This window comes from Staphylococcus sp. HL28 (assembly GCF_021117155.1).
Taxonomy (GTDB): Bacteria; Bacillota; Bacilli; order Staphylococcales; family Staphylococcaceae; genus Staphylococcus; species Staphylococcus warneri.
In genome coordinates this window covers 742,017-765,353 of sequence record NZ_CP088218.1, presented here as the reverse complement: position 1 = coordinate 765,353, position 23,337 = coordinate 742,017, and the positions used below count along the sequence as shown (strand labels likewise).

The following is a 23,337-nucleotide window of genomic DNA, read 5'->3' as shown; positions in this document are numbered from 1 at the left end:
TATTTAAGTATCTCACGGATTCTTTATTATAAAACTAATTAACTAGATGGACAGATTATTGTAAACCTTGTCTTTCGTTATTGTTGTTGTTTTGGTTGTTATCTTTTTCATGTTTTTGTTGCCATTCTTTTTTAGTCATAACATCGTCAACTTGCATGTTAACTTCTACAACTTCTAAACCAGTGATATATTTCACTTGTTCTTTAACTAAGTCAGTTACTTTACGGAAGATTTTTGGTGCAGATTCACCATATTCTAAAATAACTTTTAAGTCGATAGCAGCTTGTTTTTCACCAACTTCAACAGAAACACCTGTTGTTACATTGTTACCACTTGAGAAAGCGTTAGTAAAGCTATCAGTGAAGCCGCCTTTCATATCTAAGATACCTTTAACTTCGCGAGCTGCAATACCAGCAATTTTTTCAACTACTTCATCAGAGAAAGTTAATTTGTTTTCAAATTGAGGTTGTTGGTTTTCTTGCTGTTGTTTTTCTTGTTCTTGTCTTTCTTTTTCGTTAACACCTGTTTGGTTATCATACGCTTGTTTTGCTTTATTGTTATCTACTGCCATTTTGCATTCTCCTTTTTAAATAAAATTATTATTATTTAATCTTTTTAAAACTTTAAATGAACATCTTAGAAATTAAAGTTAAATTAACTCCATCTATTTAGAAAATTCAAAAAGTCTTGTGTACGGTCTTTAATATACCCAATTCCTATTCCTATTAAACATAAAACAATAATTAAAATTGTTTTCCAGAAACCTAAAGTTAGGAATAATATAGCTATAAGTAAAAATGCTAAAAATCCGATAATTCTCCATTTGAAAGTTTTCAATATGTTAATAAGTTGTTGCGTAGAGTCTTGTCCATTTTGGTTATTATTATTAGCCATGATATCCCTCCCTTACAACACTCTTGGACCAGAGGTTTTCTGATCTTTGACGTTTACTTCTAATTTTCTTACTGGCATTTCAGTGAAGTGCTCAACATTTTGTTTGATATCTGCACGAATACTTTCTGTTAAAGATGTTGCTTGAACATTGTTTGGAACAAAGTAATCTGCCTTAATATCAATAAATGATTTTTTCTTCTTGTTGTACATTTTTGTAACAACATTAGGTTGTCTAACTTGATCATATTTAGCGATCGTATCATAAACTGTTTTCTCAACAGCTTTTCTTGATACATAGACATGACCATCGTCAAATTCTTTGTACAATCCAGGTTTTCTATACGTAGGTTTAAATATGCTTAGTACTAATATTAAACCAATTAATATTAGCAATCCTGCTAGACCAATCAATAGTGGCTGGAACCAATTGAATTGTAAGAAGTAGTCTTGGTATTGAGAAATACGGCTATCTTTAATATACATAAACAATAGGAAACCAACGATGACTACGATAAGTAGGCCAAGGATAAAGTTTTTAAGTCTTTTCACCTCGTATGACACCTCCTCAATTAGTATTATATTTTCTAGTATCACACAAAATGAGTACCCTATTATAAATAAATCAAAACCAATAATTTAAAATTTAATTATCAGTTTTTATATTTAATTAAGTACTACTTATATGGTTTATTCCCATTTAATTGTAATCGGAAACATTTATTTCAAAAAATCTAAAAACTTTTTTTATCTTTCGAACTTTTATATTCTAATATATCTAAAGCTCTTCCTTTCACTTATATATTTTTACTTGTTCTAGATTTTTATCCATCTAGTGATTTAAAAAACGGCCATATCATGTAGAAAAATTAAAAACCTGAGACGTGATGTCCCAGGTTTTGATAATATATTGTTATTTTGTAAATTAATCATTCTAGATCATACAACGTTTACTAAATAGTAGCATTGGTCTAATTAAATTAATGATTGCTCTATCTATAACTTATTTTTCCAAAGTTATTTTCTCACTAATAATTAAATGTTAATTACTAATTTACCTATCATGGTATGACTTTCCAATGTTTGGTGTGCCTTGTATAGATTGTCTACTGTCAATCCTTCAATCACTTTCGTAGTAGTTGGTTGATAGACACCTTGTTCTATTTTCATTGCAATATCTTTTAAGTAATCATGATGCTTATTCATATCGTTAGTTCGGTGAACAGGTCTTGCAAACATAAACTCATGAGAAAATGAAATACTTTTAGACTTAAGTAGATTTAAATCTTGTTTTTCATTAAAGGCTACTATTGTCGCAATATGTCCTCTTGGTTTAATTAAATCAATCATCGCTTCGTAATACATATCAGAATTGAAAGTACAAAATATATAATCCACTTCTTCAATACCTTGTTGCGTTAATTGTTGTTTTAAATCTTTTTTATGATTGATTACGATGTCTGCCCCCATGTCGTAACACCATTTCTCTGTTTCATCTCTGGATGCAGTAGTAATCACTTGTAAACCATAGTGACGTGCAATTTGTGTTGCAATACTACCTACACCACCAGCACCATTAATAATTAATATCGTTTTACCATTATTATCCATTGGATCATTTGAAATATTGAAACAATCAAACAGTGTTTCAGATGCTGTAAGTCCAGTTAACGGTAAACTCGCAGCTTGTTCATCTGTAATATTTTCAGGTGCATGTGCGACTAACTGTTCATCAATCAATTGATATTCAGCATTAGAACCGTGTTGACTGGGAGAACCTGAATAAAACACTCTATCTCCTACTTCAAACATAGACACGTTATTTCCAACTGCTTCAACTGTACCAACTGCATCAAATCCTAAAATTCTTGGCGCATGTGATACAGTCAATTGCCTTTGTTTAGTATCTACGGGATTTACACTAATACTCTTTACTTTCACTAAAATCTCTGTTCTATTTGGCTGCGGCAGGTCTATGTCATATGTTTTAAATTGATTTCCTTCATCTAAATTAAATGGTTGATCAAAACCTATTGCTTTCATGCTGCAATCACCTCAATTGATTTTAATTAAAACTGTCTGCCTCATCATCTAACATATACATTTTATTCAGGATCTGCTACTTTAATCACTTGCTTACCAAAATTGTCACCTGTAAAAAGATTTCTAAATGCTTCAGGTACTTTATCAAACCCATTCGCCACAGTTGTTTGCGTTTTTATTTTGTCTTCATGAACCCATTGCGCTAATACTTCACTCGCATTTTTAAAATCATTTGCAAATTCGGCTACCAAGAAACCTCTCATCATGGCTTGCTTTTTAACTAATGTGCCTTGTATTCTTGGACCAATGTCATCTTCCGGGTGGTTATATGAAGAAATAGCACCACACACTGGCACACGTGCAAAGCGATTAAGATGTTTAAATACTTCATCTGCAATAGTTCCACCAACATTTTCATAATATACATCCACACCATCTGGTAATGCTTGTGCTAAGTTCTCAGCAAAATACTTATCTTTGTAATCAATACCCGCATCAAATCCTAATGTATCCGTTAAATAATTTACTTTATCAGGACCACCAGCGATGCCTACCACACGACAACCTTTGATCTTAGCGATTTGACCTACCACTGAACCTACTGCGCCTGAAGCTGCTGAAACCACAACCGTTTCACCTTCTTGTGGGCGTCCAATATCTAATAAACCATGATAAGCTGTTTGACCTGGCATACCTAGTACGCTTAAATACAATTCAAGTGGTACTTCTGTAGAGGGTACTATATTAACTTTGTCACTAGTTACTGTATTATATTTTTTCCAAGGCAACATACCTGTAACGATATCGCCTTCTTGGAACCCATCCGCTTCTGAAGCAGTTACTTGAGCAACGATATGACTTACAATTGGTTTCCCTACTTCAAATGGTTGAACATAGGAATCTCCTTGTGACATTCTGCCTCTCATATAAGGATCAACTGAAATATATAATGTTTTTAATTGTATTTCACCATTTTGTGGATTTGTGATGTCTATTTCCTCGTATTTAAATGTATCATCCTGTGGCATGCCATCAGGATATTTATTAAAAATTATTTGTTCATTATTCATCGAATCATCCTTTTTTCAAAATATAGTTATTACCATAATACCTCAGTTCAAGATGTCGCAATCATTTTGTTCTAACTGTATAATATGAGTCAATAAATGAGATTAAGTTGGAGATGTATTAATCATGAAACTAAGTATTTTAGATTATGTCCCTATTTTCGAAAATAGAAATGCTACTGATGCACTGAATCATAGTGTCGAATTAGCACAACTGGCAGAAAAGCTAGGATATGAAAGATATTGGGTAGCAGAACATCACCAAGTTTTATCAGTAGCATCAAGTGCTCCAGAGATGATTATGATGACTCTGTTAGAACAAACGACTCATATACGTATTGGCAGTGGAGGTATCATGATTCCACACTATAGTCCTTATAAAGTAGCAGAACAGTTTAAAATTATGGAAGCACGACATCCTCAACGTGTTGATTTAGCTTTAGGTCGTTCTAAAAGCTATCCAAATGTTTTTGCAGCATTGAACGAAAATAAAACTCAACCACTACAATTCGAAACTCAATTAAACGATTTACAAAAATATTTTACTGAAGATGTTACTCAAGCACATCGATTTCAAACTTTAATTGCAACGCCACAAATCAATAATTATCCTGATATGTTTATCCTTGGAATGAGTGAACGAAGTGCGAAACTAGCAGGTAGAAAAGGCTTGCCATTTGTAATAGCACAGATGAGTCAAGCTTCACATCACCTTCAAGCGGCTATTAAAACATATAAATCTACTATATATCAGCACTATGGAGACCGAGTAAAACCATATGTCATATTAGCAACGTTTGTTGTTACTGCAGAACACCTAAACCAAACCAATCAATTACTAAATGCGTTTCATTTGTGGTTAATTAGGATTTTTTATGCTAATCAGCCTAAATCTTACCCTTCAATTGATACAGCTCTAAATCGTCAATGGACTGATAGAGAACTTAAGAAGAAGTCATCCAACGCAAACCGTGTGATTAGCGGTTCACCATATCAAGTAGCTACCCAGCTAAAGCAACTGAAGAAAGATTATCATGTTGACGAAATAATGATCTTGCCGCATGTATATGGAGAAGCTAATCGAAAAAGGCTATTAGAACTAGTAATGGAATATAGTAAATCATGAGAAATTATAAAAATAAAGGTACAATATCCAATTGAATACATTATCGAACCTTTCTACCTATAAATAGAAAGGTTCGATTTGTACGTATGGAAATTGTACCTTTTTCTTATTTAGACCAGAGGAATTCTATTATTTCGTTGGCTACTTTTCTATTTTCATGTAATTGACTATGCTGTGCTGACTTTCCACTATATTTAGATTCTTTATAACTACTCACCGAATCTCCTATTAAATATTTTAAAGATTGAGATGAAGCATTTGATACTCGTCCATCAGAATGTGTTCCATCTTTTAAGTCACCAAAAATATTTAATACTTTAATATCTTTGTTTTTATAATTTTCCTTAAGGGATAATAATGCTTTGTAATTATCAGTCATTTTACTTGGCTTACCATTTTGGTCAACCGTAATTTCATTTACTTTTTCGTTTAAATTTAAAACACCGTTGAAGGTCCCAGCAATGTTAACCTCTTTATTTAATTGAGGTAAATCTTTATCTGTACCATACATTTTCATAAAGTATGCAAATGATAAGTTACCCATTGAGTGACCTACAAAATTATATTTATCAATCTTATATTTGGATTTAAGATTTGCTAACACATTTTTGATATTTTTAGCGTTTTGTTCAGTGTCACCATTTTTATTATCTTCCATCTCTACTTTGATTATAGGATTTGAAGCATTGTCTTTAAGATTCCCCTTAAAATTGACATTTCCATCCTTTGATACCCTTGCTGTGATGACATTATTGGTTACACCTTGTTTGACAGCTTGATTTACCATATATTTTTCTGAGTTTTCACTACCACCATAACCATGTACGAATATTGTACCAATATGTGATTGTTTAAAACGTTCTTTATCTACTTTAGTTGCATGATGTTGACGTACGAATATCACTGATGCGACTATAATCAGTGCAATGATTAAAACACTAATCATTAGTAGCCATTTTGACTTCATAAAGTTACCTCTTTTTTCATATATTTCATTCAGTATATAGTATTTTTTCAAATTACGCACATAAAAAACAAGGTGCATCGTAATGATACACCTTGTAAAAATACTCTATTTAATTTCTCTTGTTTCAGCTAATTGTTTGTACCAATAAGCACTTTTCTTTGGATAACGTTCTTGTGTATCAAAATCTACATAGAATAATCCATATCGTTTTTCATAACCATTTGACCATGAGAACACATCCATTAATGACCATAAGAAATAACCTTTAACATTAGCACCATCAGCTATTGCATCAGAGATAACATTTAAATGTTGTTTAATATAATCAATACGTGCATCATCATGAACTGTTTTTTCAGATTCTATAAATTCATCTTTATAACCTAAACCATTTTCAGTGATATAGATTTTATGATAATTAGGATAGTCTTTGACAACACGCATAATTTGGTCATATAAACCTTGTGGGTAAATCATCCAATCCCAATCTGTTCTTGGTACATCGACATCAAACTCTCTTTGTCCGACACCTTTTAATTGATATTTTGATCCACCTTTATCACCAGTTGAGTTATGCGTAATTAGACATTCTCCATCGTAAGCTTTCATCCAATCACTCATATAGTAGTTAATACCTAGGAAGTCATTTAAATCTTTAGCTGCATCTAAAATTTGGTAATCTTCATCTGTGATATCTAACTTGCCACCATTCACAGAAAGTATATGTTGAACACCTTCCATTGTTTCTCGTGAATATTTACCTAAATATGTTGCATCTAAAATAAATTTATTATGAATGATATCTTCTAATTCTGCTGCTTTAACATCTTCTGGATTATTAGGATCTAAAGGATATTTAGTTGGTAATGCATGTACAACGCCAATTTCGCCGTTATATCCTCCATCTTTAAATAACTTCACTGCTTTGGCATGTGCCACCATCATGTTGTGATGAGATTGAAATACTTTTCCGAAGTCATATGTTATACCTGGAGGGAACTTACCAACTAAGTATTGACCATCTCCAATAGGACCAATTTCATTAAATGTTGTCCAGTATTTTACTTCAGGGAACTCTTTAAAGCAGAATTCTGCATAATCTACAAAATAGTCAATCGTTTTACGATTTAAAAAGTCACCATCTTTGTGAAGTACTTCAGGTGTATCGAAATGATGTAATGTAACAAATGGTTCTACATGACGCTTATGGCATTCGGCAAATAGTTTATGGTAATATTCAACACCTTTTGGATTTACTTCTCCATATCCATTAGGGAAAATTCTAGACCATGCGATAGATATACGAATACCATTTACACCAAATTTTTCACTTAATTCTAAATCCACTGGATAGCGATGATAAAAATCGCTTGCAGGTTCTGCAGTATACCAGTAATTTTCTTCTAGATAAGTATCCCATGCGACACGTCCTTTACCATCCGTTTGAGTTGCTCCTTCAGCTTGATATGCGGCAGTCGCTCCACCAAAAATAAAATCTTCAGGTAATTTTTTAGTCATTATGAAAAACGCTCCTATCTAATCTTCAAATTGTTTTTGTACAAATGCTAGTGCTGCTTGTCCATCACGCGTTAAATTAATATACTCAACACCTTGAGTTTTAACTAACTTGATACCTAATTTGTCAGTGTCTTGTTTGATATCTTCATAGTTTGAAGCCACTTGAGGGGCTAAAATAATTAACTGATAATCTTTCATAATATCCATATGTGCACCGTAGCCACCAGCTGCAGCTTTGACAGGAACATTAAATTCTTCAGCTGCTTTATTTAAAGCATTAGCTAATAATCCACTTGTTCCTCCACCTGCACATAGGACTAATACATTTGTTTGTTCTTTTATATTGTTTGTTAAGTCTGCTTTAGTTTCAGTACCTTTATTTGAATGTGATGCTAAAATAGCGTCTGCCTTTTTAGTATCGAAATTAGCTGCGACTTTATCTTGTAACTCGCTATTACTTTCCTTAATGCCGGCTTCTTCTTCTAGAATTTCATTATCATAAACTTTTAAGAATGGATAATAGATAATGATATCAACAACGATTAATACTACTGCAAGAACAAATGATAACAATGCAAATTGCGTACCCATGACGATACCTAATGGTGCTGGCGTAGTCCATGGTAAGTTAACTGAGAAGCTATTCATTCCTAATACATCAACGAAGAATTTAAAGATCCATACGTTAACAATTGGTGTTAATACAAAAGGTATAAAGAATACTGGGTTTAAAACTAATGGGGCACCAAATAAGATAGGTTCATTTACACCAAAGAATGTTGGTACAACGGATGCTCTACCAATGGCTCTGTTACGTTTGGATTTAGCTACCCACATAAACATAAATGGAACAACTAAAGTAGCACCAGTACCACCCATTGTTACGATGAACATTTGTGTACCAGAAGTAATAACATTATTTGCATGTTCACCAGCTTGAATTAATTTAAAGTTAGCTTCAATATTCGCATATGTAATGGCCGCAATTGCAGGTTCTACGATAGAAGGACCATGGATACCTACAAACCAGAATAATGCAAAGGCACCAAAAATAATTGTGATTCCAATCCAACCATTAGCTGCTGTAAATAATGGTTCAAATACTTTAAGTACTGCTTCAGCAACATTCGTTTTAATAGTCGCTCTAATTGTTAAATCGATACCATATAAAATTAAAATAACTGCTGAAAATGGAAAAATATCTTTGAATACTTGTGAAATATTCGGTGGTACTTCTTTAGGCATTTTGATAGTAATATCACGTTTAATAAAGAAGTTATAAACAATGACAGTGATAAATGCTGAAATAAAGGCAGTTAATAACCCTTTAGTTCCTAAAAACGCATTTAAAAATCCGCCTTCTTTAGCAGGATCAGCTGCTAAGAATAAGAAACCACAGATTGACGCAAGCATTGTTGAAATAAAGTTGATTTGGTTAGTACTTTCAAGCTTACGGTTATATGAATCTGTAAGTGATTTAGCTGTTGTACCAGCTACGAGTAATGCTACAAGTCCCATTGTATAGTTATATGGTTTCATCAAGATGCCTTCCATCTCTTTATCCCATTTGAAACCAAATACGTTCGGTACAAAAGCGATTAGTAAAAATAAACTTGAGAATAATATGACAGGCATTGCTGAAATAAATCCATCACGAATAGCTCTTAAATAAATGTTTCTTGATAACTTTTCAAAAAATGGTTTTCCCTTCTCAATTTGAGCAATTAACTTTTTCATCAAGGTCTTCACCCTCTTTTATATAATTCTATTAAATGTGACATGACATCTTTTAATAAAATAGTAGTCATTAAATGGTCTTGACCATGCATCATTGTCACACTATATGCGATATCTTCTCCTTGAGCTTCTTTAGCTAAAAGACTAGTTTGAGCTTTGTGCGCATCTGCTATAAGACCTTTACCTTCTTCAATTAAAGCTTCAGCTTTGTCAAAATCTTTATTTTGTGCAGCTGTTAATGCTTCTAAAAATTTAGAACGTGCATCCCCTGCAAATGCTACAATTTCAAATCCAATTAATTGTACTTCTTCTCTATTCATGAGCGTTATACTCCCCTCAAATCAATATCATTTATTTCCAAGATGTTGCTGTTTTAGTAAGTACTTTGTTAAGATCGTCGATATTCTTAAATCCAGTCGTTCTTAACCACTCACGTGCTGCCGCTTCACCTTGCTCAATATATACTTGAACAGCCCCTGCCCAAGTAGCACGTCCACAAAGTACTCCATTAAATTTAGCACCTGCTTCATGCGCAAATTTTAATGTTTCTTGGAATAACTCTGCAGATACACCAGCACTTAAATAAATATATGGTAAATTTGTTGCAGCCTCTTGATCTCTGAAATGTTGTGCCGCTTCTTCTTTGGTATAAACAACCTCTCCATCTGCAAATCCTTCAACATACTTCATATTTACAGGTACTTCTACTTTTAATACATCAACGTTGAATCGAGGTTCTGAGAATAATTTCATAGCTTCGTTCACTTTTCTAGGTTTCACTTTTGCAAATTCAACACTGCCGTTATCCGCAATATTGTCATCATATGATAAAACTTCTAGGAAGAATGGAATATCTTCTGCTACACATTCTGAACCGATTCTTTCAATATAAGCTTGTTTTTGAATATTGATTTGTTCTTCATCATCAACGTCATAATATAATAAGAATTTAACTGCATCTGCACCTTGTTCTTTTAAGCGTTTTGCTGACCATTCAACTAAACAATCTGGTAAACGGCCTTTAGCATTTACGTCGTAACCAGTTTTTTCGTAAGCTAATAATAGACCACAGTTTTTATTTCTTGCTTCTGTTGCTGGTAAGCCATACTCTGGGTCAAGTAAGATAGATGAAGCGTATTGAGTTAATTCTTCTGCTACTAAAACTTTTAATTGTTCAATTTGTTCAACTGTTGGCTCACCAGTTTGATATTTAGCCATCATACGTTTTAAAGCACCACGTTGATCAAAAGCAAGTGCTGAAATAACACCTTGCTCATTACTTAATTGTGAAATTGCTGCCGTTTTATTTTGAGTTTTTACCATTATTTACACCTCTAATAATTCAATTTGATGATACAAATCATCATAATTATTTAAATTGACATATCCAGTACGTGATTCTTGAGCATTTAGCATACCTAATGTATTCGCCTTTTTAAGTAGTTGTTCATCACTCTCATGATTTAATAATGCAGCAGCGATGCCAGCCACTGTAGAGTCACCCGAACCAACTGGATTTAATACTTCAATAGATGGAATATTAACTTTGTAATATTGATTATGATGCTTAGCAAACATACCTTTAGCACCTAAAGACACGATAACCCATTCGATACCATTGAAAATTGGATTATTTAGTGCTTTCTTAAGTCCTTCAATACTCTCATCAACTGGTTGGTTTAAAAGTTGATATAGTTCATCTATGTTAGGTTTAATAACTGTTGGTTTAAAAGGCGAGTGTATAGATGTCATCAATGTGTCTCCAGAACTATCAAGTACGACTGGTAATTGATGTTCATGACATTTCTCAATAATCTTTGAATAAAAATCCTGATTTAATCCCTTTGGTAAGCTACCTGATATCGCTACGACGTCCATTTTTTTAATTAATGTATCAACATGATTTAAAAAATTAGAACCTTCTTCTTCACTTATTGTTGGACCTTGTTCTAAAATTTCTGTTTGCATTCCTTGATGTAGTACAGCAATACAATTTCTCGTTGTGTCATTAATTTTGAAAAATGAATGTTTTATTTGTGAATCGTCTAATTGATTTTCAATAAAATCACCTAATGGTCCACCTATTAAACCACTAGCAGTAACAGGTTCGCTTAATTGATTTAATACACGTGTCACATTAAGACCTTTACCGCCTGCTGTCTTATCGATATTTGAAACTCGATTAACTGTATCTAGATGAAACGCTTCAATTGCATATGAAATATCTACAGATGGATTTAATGTTAGTGTTAATATCATATGCGTCGTCCTTTAATCGTGATACTCGCCTTTGTCCCATTTTTCTAAAAATTCATCGAAGAAATGGGGATCTGCTTGATCTGCATTATGCGTTTCTAAATGTTTAATTTTTGCAATTAACTTTTCACTTTTTTCAGTTGGTTTATATTTAGCATCGATAAATGCTTCGATAATATCGCACATTAATAGTTCACCAATGATTTTCCCACCGAAACCAATAACATTTGCATTGAGTTCTTCTTTAGCGTATAGTGCTGATGTCATATCACGTACGAGTGCTGCTCTTACTCCAGGAACTTTGTTTACTGCATTATTTATTCCTACACCTGTTCCGCAAATACAAATACCTAAATCTGCATTCCCACTAGTGACTTGTTCTCCTACTTTTTTACCGAAGATTGGATAATGTGTTCGTGTAAAATCATAAGTACCAACGTCAATGACTTCATGACCTTTTGATTTTAAGAATTGTGAAACTTCCATTTTTGTATCAGTTACTATATGATCGCAACCTAAAGCTATCTTCATTTTTTATCCTCCTTTAATTAGCACATTTTATTAAGCATATCTACACGTATTTGATGACGTCCGCCATCATAGTGACCATTTACGAATCCCTTAACTACATTTTTAGCTAAAGTATCCCCAACAATTTCTGAACCCATAGTGATCATTTTTGAATTATTATGACCTCTTGTCATATAAGCAGATCTTTCATCTGATACTTCTGCTGCAATCATGCCTTTAATCTTTGTAGCAGTCATAAAGCTTCCTACACCAAAAGCATCGATAGCAATTCCTAAATTGTCATCGTTCTTTTGTACTTCCTTCGCTATGGCAAGTGTAGAATCAACAAAATCTAATTCTTTACCTTCTGTTACGTCTAAAATATCGAAATTGTTTTCGACTAGGTATGTTTTAATTAAATCTTTTAAACGTTTACCATCAACATCTGATCCAATAATGATTGTCATAAAAAATCTCCTTTTTGATTTATTAATTAAAAGCGGCTTTCAAAAATTAGAGAAAAGGCTTTCAAATCTTCATGTTTAAATTATAAACGTAATCAAACATTAATTCAACATAATGTGCCGTTATTTTGTTTGAATTCATAGTTTATTCAAACATTTATAATTAAATTGTGTGAATATCACACATTTCTGTTTGAAAATTCACTTGAAACTGTTGGATTGATGAACAAAATAAAAAACCTTGAATCGATTGATTCAAGGTTTTGTTAATTTTAATTTTATTCAACAACTTCAATATATGATTTAATTTGGTCTAACTTTTCAGAATCAGTTACGTCCATCACTACTGCTGTCAAATCATCTAAATGACAAAAAGATGTAAAGTCTTCTTTTCCAACTTTGGAATGGTCGATTAGCAAATACTTCTCTATCGAATGTTCTAAGGCTAGTTGTTGCGTATATGCCTCATCCATTGAAGATGTCATGACAGCTCCATTATTAACACCATTACTACTAAAAAACATTTTACTAAAATGTAGCTTTTCAAGTATGGTGTTAGCCATTTCACCTATAAACGCTTCGGTCAAATGTCGCATTTCTCCTCCTAATAAGTATACACGAAAATTAGTTGTTTGCTTCTCTAATAATATTTTGTATACAGGCAAGCAATTCGTAATGATGGTTAGGGAATGATGATTAATTTCTTCTGCTAAAATTTCTACAGTTGTTCCAGGACCTAAAAATAAAGTATCTCCATCTTCTATTAATGAAATAGCTTTTTTAGCAATATATCTTTTTTCTTCCATCTGACGTGTGTGCTTTTCTTTATGTGACATCTCTTTATATTGAAAAGTAGAATTACTACGTGCACCACCATGTATTTTCGTCAAAATGCCTTGATTTTCAAGTTCTACTAAATCTCTTCTTACAGTCATATCTGAAACATTTAATCCGTCTACTATTTCATTGGTTCTTACAGTTCCTTTTTTATTTACTAATTTTGCAATTGCATCTAATCGGTCGTGCTTATTCACTTTATTTTGCCTCCTTAATTAGGCTCTATAATGTATCATTGGTTGTAATATAATGATAATTAAACATACATATTACTCACAGTGTCTCTACTAATGTTTACTATGCTAGTTTTATGTAAATTCCATCTTATATTGACCCTTTATTAAATTACAGGCGTCTTCAATATCGATTGGTTTATTATTATAATATCATTGTAAAGTGTTTTTGTGATTGAGATAAAGTTAAAGTATATATAAATTTTTATAAAAATGAGGTGTCTTTTTGAATAATAAAATTGAATCTTTAAAAAATATACTAGATCATTCTAGTAACATTGTATTTTTTACAGGTGCTGGCGTTTCGGTAGCAAGTGGTGTACCTGACTTTCGTTCTATGGGAGGGTTATTCGATGAAATATCTAAAGAAGGTTATTCACCAGAATACTTACTAAGTCGTGATTATTTGCAAGATGATCCAAAAGGCTTTATCAATTTTTGTCATAAAAGACTAATGTATATAGATAAATCTCCAAATATAGTTCATCGATGGATTGCTCAATTAGAAAATGACGAAAAGTCTTTAGGTGTCATCACACAAAATATCGATGGCTTCCATTCGGACGCAGGTAGTAAACATGTAGATGAGTTACATGGGTCACTAAACACTTTTTATTGTAATCAATGTCATCATCTATATTCTAAAAAGGACGTTATTGAAAGACAATTAAAGCAATGTGATATTTGTGGCGCTACAATTCGTCCTGACATCGTATTATACGGGGAAATGTTGGATCAAAATGTTATAATGCGTGCATTACAGAAAATTCAAAATGCAGACACATTAGTCGTACTAGGATCTTCTTTAGTCGTACAACCTGCTGCTGGTCTCATATCCAATTTCAAAGGTGACAATTTAATTATTATCAATAAAGATGATACACCTTATGATTCTCATGCTTCTTTGGTCATTAATGATGACATGGTAAATGTCGTTTCAGAATTAAATAAATAACACAAAAAAGCACTTCTCGAACTTTCGAGAAGTGCTTGTTCACTATGACAATTATGATAAATGATAGTTGATTGATTGAGAAATATACTCTGTAATATATGGATTCTCGTATTTTTTAAAATAATTGTTAAATCTTTCATCGCTTTGATATGTATCTGCTATTAAACAAAGCAATTGATTATCCATAAGTCCAATTTGATTCATAAAATCTTTCCACTCATACACAACATCATATGCATCCTCAATATCTAATTTATTTAAAGATAGCTTATTAAATTTTTGGAAAATCTCTTCAAACTTTTTCATTTTTTCTTCTTTAAATAGATTTTCATCGTTTGATTTGATGAATTCTTTATAAATATTTGTATGTCCATATTTTATTTTTGCTTCTTCCTGATATTGCTTAAAAGCTATATTATTCAATTCATCAATTTCTGTAATTGGAATATCTTTAATATACTGTTCAACTGCACTCTTTGTATTTTCTAAACTTTCTATTTTTCTATTTAAAATTTCTTTCTGCTTTTTCAATACCATTTTCAATTCGCTATCACTTTTATTGATAACTTTACTTATATCTTTAATACTCATATCCATGCTTTTTAATAATATTATTTTTTGTAACTTTACTAAATCTTTTTGAGAATATATTCTATGATTACTTTCATTCTTTTTAACTTTCAATAATGCAATTTCATCATAATAATGTAGTGTTCTTTTGGTTACCCTTGTTATTTTCATGATTTCTTTTAAACTATATTGGTATTCCAAAACGCTTCCACCTCTTTTAAAATTTCATCAGCTGGTTTGATTGTTGCTTTTTCAATACTACATTTTGTTTTTTCTAAATAATATTTTACTAAGTAATACCCACATGTATAACCAGCAGCGTATGGTATCCCCATTGGCTCGCCACCATATGATTTTGAAATTTCATCACCGTATAAATAAGGAGTTGATTCAAAAATATTATTAATAGACAAATTATTCTTTAAAAGATTTTTAATTAATTTCTGATTCTTATCCCACTCTATTGATGACACCCATGGACCTATATAGTCTTTACCATACATTGCTTCTACAAAATTTTCAGCTAAACCTTCCGCTACAATTAATTCTGCTAATGATCCACCATCCCAATCAACATATTGATATCTAATATTATGATTTATTTCATGAGCAATTGCACTTTTAACTCTACTTAAAGTATAACTATTAGGTACTAGTGATAGAATAATATATCCTGGTATTCCCCCATCCCCAACATAATTTTGATTTAGAAACATAGTAGGCTTTTTTTCATCGCCTAATAAAGCTGTAAATTTATATTCTTTTAATTCGGATTGAACATCAGACATTTCAAATTGATTAATTGCACTCTTAATTGAATGTTCACAATCATTCCAAAATTGGTTATCCATTTCTTTTATCTTATCTATATCATTTAATTTAATCTCACTAGGAATAATATGTGATTGGCCTAAATATGAAATTATATCAAAATTATTATGATCTTTCTTATCAATAGGTATTTGTTGTATTTGAAACTTCAATTCAAACTCTCTAAGTAAATTTTCTTTAAAGTATTTGTTTCTTTTTTCTTTTTCCATGTTAATAAGTTGTCTATATACTTCATCTGATCTAATTATTTTTATATTGTACATACAATTATTACCTCCCTATAAGTACAATAAGGGATAACGTTACGTTACTTTCAAGACATATTTATAATTAAAATCATCTCTATAAATAACACAAAAAAGCACTCCTCGAACTTTCGAGAAGTGCTTTTTGCTCTATTAATCGTAAACCAATTTGTTTGCGAACAAGTTCGCAACAACCTTGGCAATATTAACGTTTTGAGAATTGAGGTGAACGACGAGCTTTTTTAAGACCTGGTTTTTTACGTTCTTTCATACGTGGGTCACGTGTTAATAATCCAGCGCGTTTTAAAGAACCTCTGTATTCAGGATCTGCTTCTAATAATGCACGAGCGATTCCGTGACGGATAGCTTGTGCTTGTCCTGTGAATCCACCACCGTGAACGTTAACTAAAACGTCATAGTTACCTTTAGTTTCAGTAACATCGAATGGTTGGTTTAAGTCTAAGATTAATGATTCAAATGGTAAGTAGTCACGTACGTCACGGTTATTAACTTTGATGTTACCTTCACCTGGTACTAAACGTACACGTGCTACTGAGTTTTTACGACGGCCTGTGCCTTTATATTCAACTTGTGCCAATGTAATTTCCTCCTTCTAATTAACCACGTAACTCGTAGTTTTCTGGTTGTTGTGCAGCGTGTGGATGTTCAGCGCCACCATATACAAATAATTTTTTACCTTGTTTTTCGCCTAAACGACTACTTGGTAGCATACCTTTAATTGAAGTTTCAAGTAAACGTTCTGGGTTAGTTCTTCTTAATTCACCAGCAGAGATTGATTTTAAACCACCTGGGTGATTTGAGTGACGGTAATACATTTTGTCTTGTTCTTTATTACCAGTGAATTGGATTTTTGAAGCGTTGATAATGATTACATAATCACCTGTATCAACGTGTGGTGTATAAGTTACTTTATTTTTACCGCGTAAGATAGATACTACTTCTGATGATAAACGACCTAATGTTTGGCCTTCAGCATCGATAACATACCATTTGCGCTCAATGTTTGATTCATTTGCCATAAATGTTTGACGCATAATAATTGTCCTCCTAAAAATAAATGCTTCGTTTTAGACTCTAGACAAACTTGATTAACCATAGTTACTTCCGTAATGTCTATATTCTATTTGGTTTGATTTAAAAATTGTTACGATTTAAAGCGTAGATTTCATTTATTTTGTTAACTGTTGTTCTATTTTGCTTATATATCTTGTAACACAATAAGATTCCGGGGCTTATCGTGGGGTGGATATAAAACAATACCGTTAATAATCTTATAATTTCATAGGCCTTTTGTCAATGCAATTCAATCATTTTGTAATGATTTTTTATAATGTATTTTAATTTTGTCTCCAAAGTCTTTAATTAATGCTTTATCTGATAAATAAACTTTTTCTAAATATAGCCCTTCAGATGGCGCAGTAAAAGGTATTTTATTTCTATTTTTCTCCTTTAGTAATTGTGGGATTTCTTCTGGAGATCTTTTACCTTTTCCTACTTCTATTAAAAATGCGACTAGTACACGAACCATATTATATAAAAAACCTGATCCAGTAACTATATAATCGAAGCCTTCGTCTGTTTTTACGATTTCACTTTGGTATAAGGTTCTCACCTTACTCTCTACTTCTGTTTTTTGTGAACAGAATCCAGTAAAGTCGTGAGTACCTATAAATAGTTTTGCAGCTTCATTCATCTGATTTAAGTCTAATGAATCTGCTATATAGGTTTTCATTCCACTTTGAAATGGATCTCGGTGCTTAGCTTGATAAACTTTATATCGATATCTTTTGCCGACACAATCATATCTACAATGAAAATCTTCATTGACGTGTTGAACAGATTTCACATATATATCATCTGGTAAAGCACTATTCATTGCATATTGCCATTTACTATTTTCAATTTGCAATTCTGTATCAAAATGAAAATATTGTTGGTACGCATGTACACCTCTATCAGTACGACTAGAAGGGTGTATACGTATATGGCGTTTGTGCATTCTTTTTAGTATTTTTTCAAATTGCTGTTGCACGGTTCTACCTTGTTGTTGAATTTGAAATCCTAAAAATTGGTTACCTTGATATTCTATTTCTACTAAAATACGCAATCATTTACACTCCCATAAATTTAATTAACAATAATACACCTAATATAGGAATTAATAGTAACAATATCAATGTATCTCTCAGACGCCACTGAAGTAGTCTGTAGCTCGTTCTTTCTGCATGTGCATCATATCCCCTTACTTCCATAGCAATCGCTAATTCCTCTGCTCTTTGAAAGGCTGAAATAAACAATGGAATCATCAATGGAATAAATGCTTTAATTCTTGTCACAACACTTCCAGAACTTATTTCAGAGCCTCTAGATTTTTGCGCTAAAATAATTTTATCCAGTTCATCCATCAGCGTTGGAATAAATCTTAATGCAATAGACATCATCATACTTAATTGATGAACTGGTAGTTTCAACCATTTCAATGGTGTTAATAATTTTTCAAACGCATCTGTCAAATCAATAGGACTCGTTGAAAGCGTCATTACAGTCGCTATCATAACAATGAATATTAAACGTAAGGAAATATAAACGCCTTCTAAAATACCATTACTTTCAATAGTGATAAAGTGCCAATGTAAAAGAACTGTACCACCTTTTGTAAAAAATAAGTGCATTAAAAATGTAAATATTAAAAAGACAAATATTGGTGTTAGTCCTTTAATTAAAAACATAAAATTAATTTTAGCCATTCTCACAATTAATAAAATCAATATAAACAACCATGCATATGTACCAAAGGAATGGCATAAAAATATAAAAATAATAAAAATAAATACAAATATCAGTTTTGATCTTGGATCTAAATGATGAATAAATGAATTGCTAGGAAGGTAGCGTCCAATTATTAATTTATTTTTCATTTTGCCACTCCTTGTACAACTCTACAAACTCTTCTTCTGTTAAAGCAGTGGTTGGTAATTTTGTATTATATTTCGTTTCAAAGTCATGTTGTAAACAAACAACATCAGGCATAGTGATATGCCATTGTTTAAGTGTTTCAGGGCGACTGAAAAGCGTTCTAGGATTTTCAATAGCCTTTACCTCACCTTTTTGCATAACAATGATTTCTTCAGCATATTTAGCAACATCATTCATATCATGAGTCACTAGTATAATTGTCTTCTGCTGCTCAGTTTGTAATTTTTTAAGTAAAGTCATAACTTGAAGTCTACTTTTAGGGTCTAGACCTGCAGTTGGTTCATCGACAACAATAATATCAGGATCCATGGCTAAAATAGAAACTAATGCTAATTTTCTCATTTGACCACCCGACATTTGAAACGGTGATAAAGACATGACATTTCTTGAAAAACCAAGCTCTAATAACATATCAAAAGCTGTGTCTTTCACCTTTTGTACATTCATATTGAAATTTTTCGGTCCAAATTCAATTTCTTTTTCTACAGTATCTTCAAAAAGTTGTGATTCTGGAAATTGGAAAACCATACCTACTTGTTTACGTATAGGTCTTAAAAATTTATCTTTCGTTTTTCTGTCTATACGCTTTTCATTAAATTCTATTGACCCATTTGTTGGCTTTAAAAGTGCATTGATATGTTGAATCAATGTTGATTTACCACTACCAGTTTGTCCAACAATCGCGTAATAATGTCCTTGTTCAAAAGTAAGTGAAATGTTGTTTATGGCTTTAAACTCATATGGTGTTTTAGGTTGATATATATAGCTCACATTATTCATATTTAGACTCATAATTGATCAACCAACCCTTCATATGTAACAAATGATGTACTTTCAAACAATAGTTGATTCATTTTCATAGCAAAAGGTAATTCGAGCCCTATTTTCATTAATTGATCAACATCATTATAGATTTCATTGGGTCTACCTTGTTTATAAATTCTTCCATGATTCATAACAATAATATTATCTGCACTCATTGTTTCAGATAAATCATGTGTAATAGAAATAATTGTAATTTGTTGTTCTTTTTGAACTTCTTTTACTAATTGTAATAAAGATGTTTTAGCTACAGGATCTAGCATTGATGTAGCTTCATCTAAGATAATGACAGATGGATTTAATGCTAAAACACTAGCAATAGCTACTCTTTGTTTTTGACCACCCGATAAAGAATGTGGTTCATATTCTGCTAAATCTAACATATCTACTTGTTTTAATGCTCTTGTTACTTTTTCCTGCATTTCGTGATAAGGTACTGAATGATTTTCCAGACCAAAGGCAACATCATACTTTACAATTGCACCTACAAATTGGTTATCTGGATTCTGAAAAACAATACCAATTTGCTTTCTTATTTGGGCTATATTGTCTTTATCAATTTTATGATTATTAAATAAAATTTGTCCTTCATCTGATTCTTCAATGCCTACCATTAGTTTAGTAACAGTAGACTTACCTGAACCGTTGTGACCAACTATACTCGTCCATTGGCCTCGAGGAATACGAAATGACACGTCATTTAAAGTGAAGGCAGAATCACTCTGGTATTTAAAAGATACATTTTTAAATTCTATAATATTTTCTTCTTCCTTCACTTTTATTCCCCCTTATTTTTAGTTACCTTAAACATTTTACATTATTTAATAACATATGTATACGTGTTCATTATGATTAAAAGCATTTTGTATTTCAATCTATGAAGTATAAAAAAAGCTGAAGATATAATTATCTCAGCTTAAAATAAAAAAGCGCGCACCCCATCAGTTTTGTTGAGTTCACGCTTTAATTTAATATTTAGTTTGATGGGGTACTCTGAGCTAGACAATGTCTGTATGTGGCAGACATTATCGTTGCACTCATTTGCTTTATATATAAGTAGTTAGTGTATTTATAATTAAATTATACTAATTCGATAATTACTGATTCAGCACCGTCACCACGACGAGGGCCTTCTTTAAGAATACGAGTATAACCACCTTGGCGGTCTGTATAACGTTCAGCGATTTCACCGAATAATTTTTGAAGAGCAGTTTGAGTTGTTTCATCTTCGTTTAAGATTTCAACATTTTGTAATGTTTTAGCTGCATTACGACGAGAAGCTAAATCTCCTTTTTTACCTAAAGTGATTAATTTCTCAACAACACTGCGAACTTCTTTTGCACGAGCTTCTGTAGTTTCAATACGCTCACTTACGATAAGTGAAGTAGCTAAGTTACGTAACATAGCTTTACGTTGATCAGAAGTACGACCTAATTTTCTGTAACCCATGAGTTAACCTCCTTTATCAATCTTCTTTTCTTAATCCTAATCCTAAATCTTCTAATTTATATTTTACTTCTTCAAGAGATTTACGACCTAAATTACGCACTTTCATCATGTCAGCTTCAGATTTATCAGCTAACTCTTGTACAGAATTGATTCCTGCGCGTTTCAAGCAGTTATAAGAACGTACAGATAAGTCTAATTCTTCAATAGACATTTCTAATACTTTTTCTTTTTGATCTTCCTCTTTTTCGATCATAATTTCAGCATTTTGCGCTTCATCAGTTAGACCTACAAAGATATTCAAGTGTTCAGTCATTATTTTTGCTGCTAATGATACTGATTCTTGAGGAGTGATTGAACCATTAGTCCAAACATCTAAAGTTAATTTATCAAAATCACTACTTTGACCTACACGCGTGTTTTCTACTGTATAGTTAACACGTTCTACAGGTGAATATAGTGAATCTACTGGAATTACACCAATTGGTAAATCACTAGTATTATTTGTTTCAGCTAATGCGTAACCTCTACCCTTATTAGCAACAAGACGAACTTTTAAATGTCCACCTTTAGAAACAGTAGCAATTTTAAGTTCAGGATTTAAAATCTCTACATCACTGTCGTGAGTAATATCACTTGCAGTAACTTCACCTTCATCCTTAACATCGATTTCTAAAGTTTTATCTTCTTCAGAATAGATTTTTAATGCTAGCTTTTTGATGTTCATAATAATAGTAGATACATCTTCAACAACATTATCTACTGCTGAGAATTCGTGTAACACGCCTTCAATTTCGATGTACTTAACTGCTGATCCTGGTAATGAAGATAGTAGGATACGACGTAAGGAGTTTCCTAGTGTAGTACCGTAGCCACGTTCAAGTGGTTCAACAACGAACTTACCGAATTTAGCATCTTCACTAATTTCAATTGTCTCAATTCTAGGTTTTTCGATTTCTATCATTTACAAATATCCTCCTTAAATACGTCGACTTGATTTATACTGTTTGCTCAGTGACCTGTAACAACACAACCATAAATTAGACGCGACGACGTTTTGGTGGACGACAACCATTATGTGGTACTGGAGTAACGTCTCTGATTGCTGTTACTTCAAGTCCTGCTGATTGTAATGCACGGATAGCTGATTCACGGCCTGGTCCAGGTCCTTTAACTGTTACTTCTACAGTTTTTAAACCATGTTCCATAGCTGTTTTAGAAGCTGTTTCAGACGCCATTTGCGCTGCGAATGGTGTTGATTTTTTAGATCCTTTGAATCCTAATGCACCAGCTGATGACCAAGATAATGCATTACCGAATTCGTCAGTAATCGTTACAATTGTATTATTGAATGTTGAACGGATGTGTGCAACACCACTTTCAATATTCTTTTTCACTTTACGTTTACGAGATACTTGTTTACGTGCCATTTATTATTTGCCTCCTTTACCGATTATTTTTTCTTGTTCGCTACAGTTTTAACTGGGCCTTTACGCGTACGAGCGTTGTTTTTAGTTTTTTGACCGCGAACTGGTAAGCCACGACGGTGACGAATACCACGGTATGATGAAATTTCCATTAAACGTTTAATGTTTAAGTTTTGCTCACGACGTAAGTCACCTTCTACTTTGTAGCTATCAACTACTTCACGGATGCGACCTAATTCATCGTCAGTTAAATCTTTTACGCGAGTGTCTGCTGATACGTTAGCTTCTTCAACGATTTTTTTCGCAGTAGAAGTACCGATACCATATACATAAGTTAAAGAAATAACAACGCGTTTTTCACGTGGAATATCCACTCCTGCAATACGTGCCATATA

Annotated in this window: 28 protein-coding genes; 2 read left to right on the top strand and 26 right to left on the bottom strand. The window is 32.3% G+C overall.

Annotated elements, in window-relative coordinates:
- Positions 1-55: 55 nt before the first annotated feature.
- The 5 genes from LPC11_RS03640 to LPC11_RS03620 all read right to left on the bottom strand — a co-directional run bounded on the left by LPC11_RS03640 (position 56) and on the right by LPC11_RS03620 (position 4,004).
- Positions 56-571, bottom strand: coding sequence for an Asp23/Gls24 family envelope stress response protein (locus LPC11_RS03640; protein WP_023373442.1), 516 nt, complete (start codon positions 569-571; stop codon positions 56-58).
- Positions 572-654: 83 nt separating this feature from the next.
- A complete protein-coding gene (locus LPC11_RS03635; protein WP_002450482.1) occupies positions 655-894 on the bottom strand; it encodes a DUF2273 domain-containing protein in 240 nt (79 codons plus the stop codon).
- 12 nt (positions 895-906) lie between these two features.
- Complete coding sequence (amaP, locus tag LPC11_RS03630; protein WP_002450483.1) at positions 907-1,443, bottom strand: alkaline shock response membrane anchor protein AmaP; 537 nt, start codon at positions 1,441-1,443, stop codon at positions 907-909.
- 483 nt (positions 1,444-1,926) lie between these two features.
- Positions 1,927-2,934, bottom strand: a complete 1,008-nt coding sequence (locus tag LPC11_RS03625; RefSeq protein WP_023373444.1) for a zinc-binding alcohol dehydrogenase family protein — start codon at positions 2,932-2,934, stop codon at positions 1,927-1,929.
- 62 nt (positions 2,935-2,996) lie between these two features.
- Positions 2,997-4,004, bottom strand: coding sequence for an NADP-dependent oxidoreductase (locus LPC11_RS03620; RefSeq protein WP_041613637.1), 1,008 nt, complete (start codon positions 4,002-4,004; stop codon positions 2,997-2,999).
- A gap of 124 nt (positions 4,005-4,128) precedes the next feature.
- On the opposite strand from LPC11_RS03620, the gene LPC11_RS03615 reads away from it, so the two are divergent.
- Positions 4,129-5,127 carry an LLM class flavin-dependent oxidoreductase gene (locus tag LPC11_RS03615; protein ID WP_023373447.1) on the top strand — a complete coding sequence of 333 codons (999 nt, stop codon included), beginning with the start codon at positions 4,129-4,131 and terminating at the stop codon, positions 5,125-5,127.
- Positions 5,128-5,233: 106 nt separating this feature from the next.
- On the opposite strand, the gene LPC11_RS03610 is transcribed toward LPC11_RS03615, so the two are convergent.
- The 9 genes from LPC11_RS03610 to LPC11_RS03570 all read right to left on the bottom strand — a co-directional run bounded on the left by LPC11_RS03610 (position 5,234) and on the right by LPC11_RS03570 (position 13,613).
- Positions 5,234-6,094 (bottom strand): alpha/beta hydrolase, encoded by an 861-nt coding sequence (locus tag LPC11_RS03610; protein WP_041613638.1) that lies wholly within the window; start codon positions 6,092-6,094, stop codon positions 5,234-5,236.
- Between the two features lie 105 nt (positions 6,095-6,199).
- The gene (gene lacG, locus LPC11_RS03605; protein WP_023373451.1) at positions 6,200-7,612 is read right to left on the bottom strand and encodes a 6-phospho-beta-galactosidase; all 1,413 of its coding nucleotides are present in this window, start codon (positions 7,610-7,612) and stop codon (positions 6,200-6,202) included.
- A gap of 18 nt (positions 7,613-7,630) precedes the next feature.
- Entirely contained in the window at positions 7,631-9,352 is a 1,722-nt protein-coding gene (locus LPC11_RS03600; protein WP_002466517.1) for a lactose-specific PTS transporter subunit EIIC, read from the bottom strand.
- 5 nt (positions 9,353-9,357) lie between these two features.
- A complete protein-coding gene (locus tag LPC11_RS03595) occupies positions 9,358-9,669 on the bottom strand; it encodes a PTS lactose/cellobiose transporter subunit IIA (protein WP_023373578.1) in 312 nt (103 codons plus the stop codon).
- A gap of 31 nt (positions 9,670-9,700) precedes the next feature.
- Positions 9,701-10,672 carry a tagatose-bisphosphate aldolase gene (gene lacD, locus LPC11_RS03590; protein WP_002466502.1) on the bottom strand — a complete coding sequence of 324 codons (972 nt, stop codon included), beginning with the start codon at positions 10,670-10,672 and terminating at the stop codon, positions 9,701-9,703.
- A 3-nt stretch (positions 10,673-10,675) separates the two neighbouring features.
- Positions 10,676-11,608 carry a tagatose-6-phosphate kinase gene (lacC, locus tag LPC11_RS03585; protein WP_114599603.1) on the bottom strand — a complete coding sequence of 311 codons (933 nt, stop codon included), beginning with the start codon at positions 11,606-11,608 and terminating at the stop codon, positions 10,676-10,678.
- Between the two features lie 12 nt (positions 11,609-11,620).
- Positions 11,621-12,136: a galactose-6-phosphate isomerase subunit LacB gene (gene lacB / locus LPC11_RS03580; RefSeq protein WP_002466506.1), complete on the bottom strand. Its 516-nt coding sequence runs from the start codon at positions 12,134-12,136 to the stop codon at positions 11,621-11,623.
- 17 nt (positions 12,137-12,153) lie between these two features.
- Positions 12,154-12,582: a galactose-6-phosphate isomerase subunit LacA gene (gene lacA, locus LPC11_RS03575; protein WP_023373582.1), complete on the bottom strand. Its 429-nt coding sequence runs from the start codon at positions 12,580-12,582 to the stop codon at positions 12,154-12,156.
- A 275-nt stretch (positions 12,583-12,857) separates the two neighbouring features.
- The gene (locus LPC11_RS03570; RefSeq protein ID WP_023373584.1) at positions 12,858-13,613 is read right to left on the bottom strand and encodes a DeoR/GlpR family DNA-binding transcription regulator; all 756 of its coding nucleotides are present in this window, start codon (positions 13,611-13,613) and stop codon (positions 12,858-12,860) included.
- 262 nt (positions 13,614-13,875) lie between these two features.
- Between LPC11_RS03570 and LPC11_RS03565 the strand changes: the two genes are divergently transcribed.
- Complete coding sequence (locus tag LPC11_RS03565; RefSeq protein ID WP_041613653.1) at positions 13,876-14,604, top strand: NAD-dependent protein deacylase; 729 nt, start codon at positions 13,876-13,878, stop codon at positions 14,602-14,604.
- 51 nt (positions 14,605-14,655) lie between these two features.
- On the opposite strand, the gene LPC11_RS03560 is transcribed toward LPC11_RS03565, so the two are convergent.
- The 12 genes from LPC11_RS03560 to rpsM all read right to left on the bottom strand — a co-directional run bounded on the left by LPC11_RS03560 (position 14,656) and on the right by rpsM (position 23,334).
- The gene (locus LPC11_RS03560) at positions 14,656-15,375 is read right to left on the bottom strand and encodes a MerR family transcriptional regulator (protein ID WP_041613655.1); all 720 of its coding nucleotides are present in this window, start codon (positions 15,373-15,375) and stop codon (positions 14,656-14,658) included.
- Positions 15,354-16,268, bottom strand: coding sequence for a DUF2268 domain-containing putative Zn-dependent protease (locus LPC11_RS03555; RefSeq protein ID WP_023373590.1), 915 nt, complete (start codon positions 16,266-16,268; stop codon positions 15,354-15,356). The genes LPC11_RS03560 and LPC11_RS03555 overlap by 22 nt, the downstream gene beginning before the upstream one ends.
- A 187-nt stretch (positions 16,269-16,455) precedes the next feature.
- Positions 16,456-16,848: a 30S ribosomal protein S9 gene (rpsI, locus tag LPC11_RS03550; protein ID WP_002450501.1), complete on the bottom strand. Its 393-nt coding sequence runs from the start codon at positions 16,846-16,848 to the stop codon at positions 16,456-16,458.
- 19 nt (positions 16,849-16,867) lie between these two features.
- Positions 16,868-17,305, bottom strand: a complete 438-nt coding sequence (gene rplM / locus LPC11_RS03545; RefSeq protein WP_231307355.1) for a 50S ribosomal protein L13 — start codon at positions 17,303-17,305, stop codon at positions 16,868-16,870.
- A 269-nt stretch (positions 17,306-17,574) separates the two neighbouring features.
- On the bottom strand, positions 17,575-18,378 hold the full coding sequence (gene truA, locus LPC11_RS03540) for a tRNA pseudouridine(38-40) synthase TruA (RefSeq protein WP_041613657.1): 804 nt from the start codon (positions 18,376-18,378) through the stop codon (positions 17,575-17,577).
- Between the two features lie 4 nt (positions 18,379-18,382).
- Complete coding sequence (locus LPC11_RS03535; RefSeq protein ID WP_023373594.1) at positions 18,383-19,189, bottom strand: energy-coupling factor transporter transmembrane component T family protein; 807 nt, start codon at positions 19,187-19,189, stop codon at positions 18,383-18,385.
- Positions 19,179-20,039: an energy-coupling factor transporter ATPase gene (locus LPC11_RS03530; RefSeq protein WP_041613659.1), complete on the bottom strand. Its 861-nt coding sequence runs from the start codon at positions 20,037-20,039 to the stop codon at positions 19,179-19,181. Before LPC11_RS03530 ends, LPC11_RS03535 begins: the two co-directional genes overlap by 11 nt.
- Positions 20,036-20,845: an energy-coupling factor transporter ATPase gene (locus LPC11_RS03525; protein WP_023373598.1), complete on the bottom strand. Its 810-nt coding sequence runs from the start codon at positions 20,843-20,845 to the stop codon at positions 20,036-20,038. The genes LPC11_RS03530 and LPC11_RS03525 overlap by 4 nt, the downstream gene beginning before the upstream one ends.
- Positions 20,846-21,149: 304 nt before the next feature.
- On the bottom strand, positions 21,150-21,518 hold the full coding sequence (rplQ, locus tag LPC11_RS03520) for a 50S ribosomal protein L17 (protein ID WP_002466473.1): 369 nt from the start codon (positions 21,516-21,518) through the stop codon (positions 21,150-21,152).
- Between the two features lie 16 nt (positions 21,519-21,534).
- The gene (locus LPC11_RS03515) at positions 21,535-22,479 is read right to left on the bottom strand and encodes a DNA-directed RNA polymerase subunit alpha (RefSeq protein WP_002450508.1); all 945 of its coding nucleotides are present in this window, start codon (positions 22,477-22,479) and stop codon (positions 21,535-21,537) included.
- Between the two features lie 76 nt (positions 22,480-22,555).
- Positions 22,556-22,945 (bottom strand): 30S ribosomal protein S11, encoded by a 390-nt coding sequence (gene rpsK, locus LPC11_RS03510; protein WP_002450509.1) that lies wholly within the window; start codon positions 22,943-22,945, stop codon positions 22,556-22,558.
- A gap of 23 nt (positions 22,946-22,968) precedes the next feature.
- On the bottom strand, positions 22,969-23,334 hold the full coding sequence (gene rpsM / locus LPC11_RS03505) for a 30S ribosomal protein S13 (RefSeq protein ID WP_002450510.1): 366 nt from the start codon (positions 23,332-23,334) through the stop codon (positions 22,969-22,971).
- Positions 23,335-23,337: the final 3 nt, after the last annotated feature.

Bases quoted from the DNA above. Each gene is read 5' to 3' on its own strand.
- LPC11_RS03515 (WP_002450508.1), bottom strand. From the start codon at position 22,479: ATGATAGAAATCGAAAAACCTAGAATTGAGACAATTGAAATTAGTGAA.
- lacA (WP_023373582.1), bottom strand. From the start codon at position 12,582: ATGACAATCATTATTGGATCAGATGTTGATGGTAAACGTTTAAAAGAT.
- LPC11_RS03610 (WP_041613638.1), bottom strand. From the start codon at position 6,094: ATGAAGTCAAAATGGCTACTAATGATTAGTGTTTTAATCATTGCACTG.
- rplM (WP_231307355.1), bottom strand. From the start codon at position 17,305: ATGCGTCAAACATTTATGGCAAATGAATCAAACATTGAGCGCAAATGG.
- lacC (WP_114599603.1), bottom strand. From the start codon at position 11,608: ATGATATTAACACTAACATTAAATCCATCTGTAGATATTTCATATGCA.
- rpsK (WP_002450509.1), bottom strand. From the start codon at position 22,945: ATGGCACGTAAACAAGTATCTCGTAAACGTAAAGTGAAAAAGAATATT.
- lacG (WP_023373451.1), bottom strand. From the start codon at position 7,612: ATGACTAAAAAATTACCTGAAGATTTTATTTTTGGTGGAGCGACTGCC.
- LPC11_RS03555 (WP_023373590.1), bottom strand. From the start codon at position 16,268: ATGTACAATATAAAAATAATTAGATCAGATGAAGTATATAGACAACTT.
- rpsM (WP_002450510.1), bottom strand. From the start codon at position 23,334: ATGGCACGTATTGCAGGAGTGGATATTCCACGTGAAAAACGCGTTGTT.
- LPC11_RS03635 (WP_002450482.1), bottom strand. From the start codon at position 894: ATGGCTAATAATAATAACCAAAATGGACAAGACTCTACGCAACAACTT.
- lacD (WP_002466502.1), bottom strand. From the start codon at position 10,672: ATGGTAAAAACTCAAAATAAAACGGCAGCAATTTCACAATTAAGTAAT.
- LPC11_RS03530 (WP_041613659.1), bottom strand. From the start codon at position 20,039: ATGAGTCTAAATATGAATAATGTGAGCTATATATATCAACCTAAAACA.
- lacB (WP_002466506.1), bottom strand. From the start codon at position 12,136: ATGAAGATAGCTTTAGGTTGCGATCATATAGTAACTGATACAAAAATG.
- LPC11_RS03640 (WP_023373442.1), bottom strand. From the start codon at position 571: ATGGCAGTAGATAACAATAAAGCAAAACAAGCGTATGATAACCAAACA.
- rplQ (WP_002466473.1), bottom strand. From the start codon at position 21,518: ATGGGTTACAGAAAATTAGGTCGTACTTCTGATCAACGTAAAGCTATG.
- LPC11_RS03620 (WP_041613637.1), bottom strand. From the start codon at position 4,004: ATGAATAATGAACAAATAATTTTTAATAAATATCCTGATGGCATGCCA.
- LPC11_RS03595 (WP_023373578.1), bottom strand. From the start codon at position 9,669: ATGAATAGAGAAGAAGTACAATTAATTGGATTTGAAATTGTAGCATTT.
- LPC11_RS03615 (WP_023373447.1), top strand. From the start codon at position 4,129: ATGAAACTAAGTATTTTAGATTATGTCCCTATTTTCGAAAATAGAAAT.
- LPC11_RS03535 (WP_023373594.1), bottom strand. From the start codon at position 19,189: ATGAAAAATAAATTAATAATTGGACGCTACCTTCCTAGCAATTCATTT.
- LPC11_RS03625 (WP_023373444.1), bottom strand. From the start codon at position 2,934: ATGAAAGCAATAGGTTTTGATCAACCATTTAATTTAGATGAAGGAAAT.